Consider the following 4,992-nt stretch of genomic DNA (forward strand, 5'->3'; position numbering starts at 1 on the left):
GCTTAGTCAAAAGCTCGGTTTTGCAACCGAACGAAGAACGAACCAAGTGAGTAGCCAACCCTCTATTGCTGACAATATTCAGGTATACCTAGGCGATACAATGGGAGAAATGCTGGTATTAATGGGGGCGGCCGATATCTGTTTTATGGGAGGCAGCTTAATTGGTGACAAAGTTGGCGGGCACAGTGTTTTGGAGCCAGCAGCATTAGGATTACCAGTGATAACTGGGCCGAGTTACTTTAACTTTGAAGAGATTGTAAATCTACTCACTTCAAATCAGGCCATTGATATTATTAAAGATTCACGAGAATTAAGCTCTCTCGTCAACAACAAATTTAATAACTCGGATGCTTGCAACAATCAGAAACAACAACTTAATAGTACCGTTACGTCTAATCTAGGTGCGATTGTCAAAACTCTATGTTATGTAAGGGAAAACCAATATGGATGATTTTCTATTCACTCGAATCCGAAGAAAAATCATTAAGAAGTACATTAAGTTAACCCACAAAAGAAGTGATTGGTTCAAAGCAGATTATTGGCCTGATGTAGCGTTCAAAGATGGTCAGTGGGCTTTCAAGCAAAACAAACTAGATATTTTACCACTCTCTTCTCTCGACCTAACTGAAAGTAGCGTCAATATCATCGGATCAGGCCCAAGTGTTAATGAGCTCGATTTAGCGAAGCTCAAAGAAACCAATAACATTTTTCTAAATGGTGCTATCTCTCTTGCCTATAAAGAAGACTTACCCATTTTTGCGCATGTCATTATGGACTCAAACTTTGTCTACAATCGCTTCGATCTTCTTAAAAACAGTGCCGGAAATAAATCAAAATTGATACTTAGCCTTGGTGCCCTTTGCGCCATTGCAGAGCGAGACTTTGAGATTATACGCAAGAACGAAGTCTACCTTTTTCATATTGCGCCTATATCTGAGAAAGATAAGTTCACTAACAACATTGATCAGTATGTTGTTGATGGGGGTACTGTTATGGCTGTTGCTATCCAATCAATACTCAACGCAAACCCAACTAGCGCATACCTTTTAGGCCTAGATATCTCTAATGCACACTTGCCTCGTTTTTATGAAGACGAGAAACATGTTCAAAAAAGTGGCTTACAAAAAGATTTTGAAGATAAGATTTTGCCTTTCATGACAGAAGCAAAGAAACAGTACGATGCCAAAGAGGTAGGTCTCTACAACTGCTCCCCAGTATCTAAGCTTCCTTTTGATATCATTCCATACAGTGACCATTATGAAAAAAAATAAAGCCGTTTTTATCATCCCAACCCTACAAGGCAATGGTGCAGAAAGGTTTGTCCTCAATATATACAACGGCTTGACTGAGCTAAAAAACTACGAATGTCATATTATCTGCTTTGAAGACCGAGTCGAATATCAAGTACCTGATGAGCTGAACTTACACATTGTAAAATTACCAAAAATCAAAGGTATAAAAGCTCTTTTTAAAAGAAAATATCAAGCTCAGTTTGTTGAAAACTACATTCAAAACAACATTGGCACACCAAATCTGATTCTATCAAACTTAACTGAAGCAGATAAAATCACTCGATATTTCAATTTGCCGAGTGTATTCCATGTGATCCATAGTACGACATCAATTGAGCACTTAAAAAGTCGTACAGGCTTCAAACGTTACTTAGCAAAACGAAAACTAGAGAGTGTTTATTCGAAACATGATCGTGTTTGCGTTTCCCAAGGTGCCGCAGAAGATTTAGACAAAAACTTTAACCTTCCAGGTACGAACCACGTAATTTACAACCCTGTAAATATCGGTGAGATTAAAACACTAAGTCAACAAGATGCTTCACCTTTTGCTGGTGAGGATTACCTAGTTCATATCGGAAAATTTAATGATGCTAAGAGACATGACAGGCTCATAAGGGCATATCATTTAGCAAATATTAACAAGAAATTGGTGCTGGTTGGAAAAGGGCCGAAAGAGAAACAAGCACGAAATCTTGTTAGCGAACTAGGTTTACAAGACAAAGTTGTTTTTGCCGGGCATCAACAAAACCCATACCCGATTTTAGCAGCTTCCCAAGGGTTAATCTTATCGTCTGACTATGAAGGCTTGTCATACGTAATTTTAGAAGCTTTAGCTCTTAATGTCCCAGCGATATCGACAGACTGTAACAGTGGTCCTAGAGAAATTTTACCCAAAAGTGCTTTATCACAATTAGATGACCAATCGTTAGCCGAGAAAATAATCCAGCTTTCGAACACCCCTCATGACTTTCAACTCAGTCTTGGGGCACAGTTTCTTACTGAGCATGCGATAGAACAATACTCCAAGTTGGCATAAGCTGCTGACCATACTTTTGAGGAAACAACATGAAAATTATTAAAGCAGCCGGCGGCCTTGGGAGCCAAATGTTTGCTTATGCTCTGTATTTGAGCTTAGAAAACAAATACGGTTCTAAAGAGACGGTTATTTTTGATACCTCTTTTTTTGAAGATTATGAACAACATAACGGCTACGAGCTTGAAAGACTGTTTAATATTAAAACAACAGATGCAAGTCCATTTGCGAAAGCAATATCAAGGAATGAGCAGTTTTTATACAGAAAAGTTCGTAAGCTTGCGTTCAAAACGATCGATGCGAAACATCGTAACTATAACTTTGATGAACGCGCATTTACTCACAAGCATGCGGTGTACAATCAAGCTTGGACTTCCTGGAAATACTTTACAGACTGCGAATCTCTTGTTTGCAAAGCTTTCAAATTTCCAGAGCTCACTGAGCCGAAGAATCTAGCCGTATTTGATCAAATCAAAGAGACAAATTCTGTCGCTATTCACGTACGTCGTGGTGATTACCTCAATGTTCCGGCGATCAATGGACTAGCCCCACTGTCATACTATCGCAAAGCAGTTGAACATATTGAAAGCCAGGTAGATTCACCGACATTTTTTGTATTTTCTGACGACATTGCTTGGTGTAAAGAACACTTAAATTTAGAAAAAGTAGTCTACATTGACTGGAATACCAAAGCTGAAAGTTACAGTGATATGCAGTTAATGAGCTTGTGTAAGCACAATATCATTCCAAACAGCAGCTTTAGTTGGTGGGGAGCATATCTGAACTCGAACTCAGACAAAATCGTCGTGTGTCCAGAAAAGTGGGGACGTGCAGAGTTAGGCTTAGAATTAAAAGACATGAATTACCCTGGTTGGATAATTCAAAACAATACATAATAAGCAACTATCCCGATAAACTGCATATAATAAAGGCAGCAACAGACCAATGCTGCCTAAAATAGAGACAAAAGGTTATCAAAATGAAAAAAGCTTTAATTACCGGTGTTACAGGCCAAGACGGCTCATATTTAGCAGAATTTTTGCTGGAGAAAGGCTACGAAGTGCACGGTATTAAGCGCCGAGCATCATCTTTCAATGCCGAAAGAATCGACCACATTTTCCAAGATGTACATGAGGAAAATGCCCGTTTCTTTCTGCACTATGGTGACCTAACAGACTCATCTAACCTTACTCGAATCTTAAAAGAAGTGCAGCCAGACGAGGTGTATAACCTTGGTGCGCAGTCACATGTTGCCGTTTCATTCGAATGCCCTGAATATACAGCGGATGTCGATGCTATTGGTACTTTACGTCTATTAGAGGCAATCCGCTTTTTAGGGCTAGAGAAAAAAACCAAATTCTATCAAGCATCCACGTCAGAGTTGTATGGTGAAGTGCAAGAGATTCCACAAAGAGAAACAACACCATTTCATCCTCGCTCGCCATACGCTGTAGCTAAAATGTATGCATATTGGATTGTTGTTAACTACCGTGAATCTTATGGAATGCATGCATGTAATGGTATTTTGTTTAACCATGAGTCACCCCGTCGTGGTGAAACCTTCGTAACAAGAAAAATTACCCGTGCGATTGCTAATATCTCTCAAGGTTTAGAGCAATGCCTATATCTAGGTAATATGGACGCATTACGCGATTGGGGACACGCTAAAGATTACGTTCGCATGCAATGGATGATGCTTCAACAGGATACAGCCGAAGACTTTGTTATTGCTACGGGTAAGCAAATCTCTGTTCGAGAATTTGTTCGCTTATCTGCACTTGAAGTCGGCGTTGAGCTCGAGTTTAAAGGTGAGGGTGTAGACGAAGTCGCTGTCGTGTCAGCTATTCACGGAAACAATGCGCCAGCACTTAAAGTTGGGGATGTTATCGTAAAAGTTGACCCTCGCTATTTCCGCCCAGCCGAAGTTGAAACTCTATTGGGCGATCCAACAAAGGCAAAAGAAAAGCTAGGTTGGGAGCCTGAAATTACGGTTGAACAAATGTGTTCAGAAATGGTGGCTGCTGATTTAGATGTGGCGAAACGTCACGCTCTGCTGAAAGACAATGGCTTCGATGTATCTATCTCTTTAGAGAATTAATAATGAAGCTCTTTATTACTGGCGGCCGAGGAATGGTCGGAAAGAACATTATTGCCCTAGCCGAGAAAAAAGGCATTGAGGTTATCGCTCCATCGAGACAAGATCTTGATTTAACCTCACAGGCAGCGATCAACGAATACCTGTCGATTCACAGGCCAGACGTAGTCGTCCATTGTGCAGGGTTGGTTGGTGGTATCCAAGCGAATATAGCTGCCCCTTATGATTTTTGTTTTCAAAACCTTCAGATAGGCCTGAATGTAATTCAAGCATCTTATGATGCAGGTATCACACGACTTATCAACTTAGGCAGCTCATGCATGTACCCAAGGCTTGCTCAGAATCCACTTAAGGAAGAGCAAATCTTAACGGGGGAGCTTGAGCCTACCAATGAAGGTTATGCGGTTGCGAAAGTTGCGGTGGCAAAGCTCGCTGAATACCTATCGGCTCAATATGGTGTAGAGTACAAAACACTCATCCCATGCAATCTTTATGGTTACTGGGATAAGTTTGATGTAAACAAATCTCATATGATCCCTGCGGTCATTCGAAAAATAGACGAAGCCGTAAAG

Annotated in this window: 5 protein-coding genes and 1 pseudogene; all 6 read left to right on the forward strand. The window is 40.4% G+C overall.

Annotated features, from left to right (window positions below; genetic code table 11):
* A pseudogene (locus KIV40_RS25400) lies at positions 1–451 on the forward strand (3-deoxy-D-manno-octulosonic acid transferase); the annotation flags it as partial.
* On the forward strand, positions 444–1,271 hold the full coding sequence (locus tag KIV40_RS25405) for a hypothetical protein (protein ID WP_285351967.1): 828 nt from the start codon (positions 444–446) through the stop codon (positions 1,269–1,271). The pseudogene KIV40_RS25400 and the gene KIV40_RS25405, both read left to right, overlap by 8 nt.
* Positions 1,258–2,328 (forward strand): glycosyltransferase, encoded by a 1,071-nt coding sequence (locus tag KIV40_RS25410; protein ID WP_285351968.1) that lies wholly within the window; start codon positions 1,258–1,260, stop codon positions 2,326–2,328. The genes KIV40_RS25405 and KIV40_RS25410 overlap by 14 nt, the downstream gene beginning before the upstream one ends.
* A gap of 29 nt (positions 2,329–2,357) precedes the next feature.
* Positions 2,358–3,221 carry an alpha-1,2-fucosyltransferase gene (locus KIV40_RS25415; RefSeq protein ID WP_285351969.1) on the forward strand — a complete coding sequence of 288 codons (864 nt, stop codon included), beginning with the start codon at positions 2,358–2,360 and terminating at the stop codon, positions 3,219–3,221.
* Positions 3,222–3,298: 77 nt separating this feature from the next.
* Complete coding sequence (gene gmd, locus KIV40_RS25420) at positions 3,299–4,423, forward strand: GDP-mannose 4,6-dehydratase (RefSeq protein WP_285351971.1); 1,125 nt, start codon at positions 3,299–3,301, stop codon at positions 4,421–4,423.
* 2 nt (positions 4,424–4,425) lie between these two features.
* Positions 4,426–4,992, forward strand: a 567-nt coding sequence (locus KIV40_RS25425; RefSeq protein WP_285351970.1) for an NAD-dependent epimerase/dehydratase family protein, incomplete at its 3' end; no start/stop codon positions are given.

This window comes from Vibrio sp. D173a, assembly GCF_030248475.1.

What these genes read in the sequence shown, in the direction of transcription:
- KIV40_RS25410 (WP_285351968.1), top strand. Translation starts at nt 1,258, where the DNA reads ATGAAAAAAAATAAAGCCGTTTTTATCATCCCAACCCTACAAGGCAAT.
- KIV40_RS25405 (WP_285351967.1), top strand. Translation starts at nt 444, where the DNA reads ATGGATGATTTTCTATTCACTCGAATCCGAAGAAAAATCATTAAGAAG.
- KIV40_RS25415 (WP_285351969.1), top strand. Translation starts at nt 2,358, where the DNA reads ATGAAAATTATTAAAGCAGCCGGCGGCCTTGGGAGCCAAATGTTTGCT.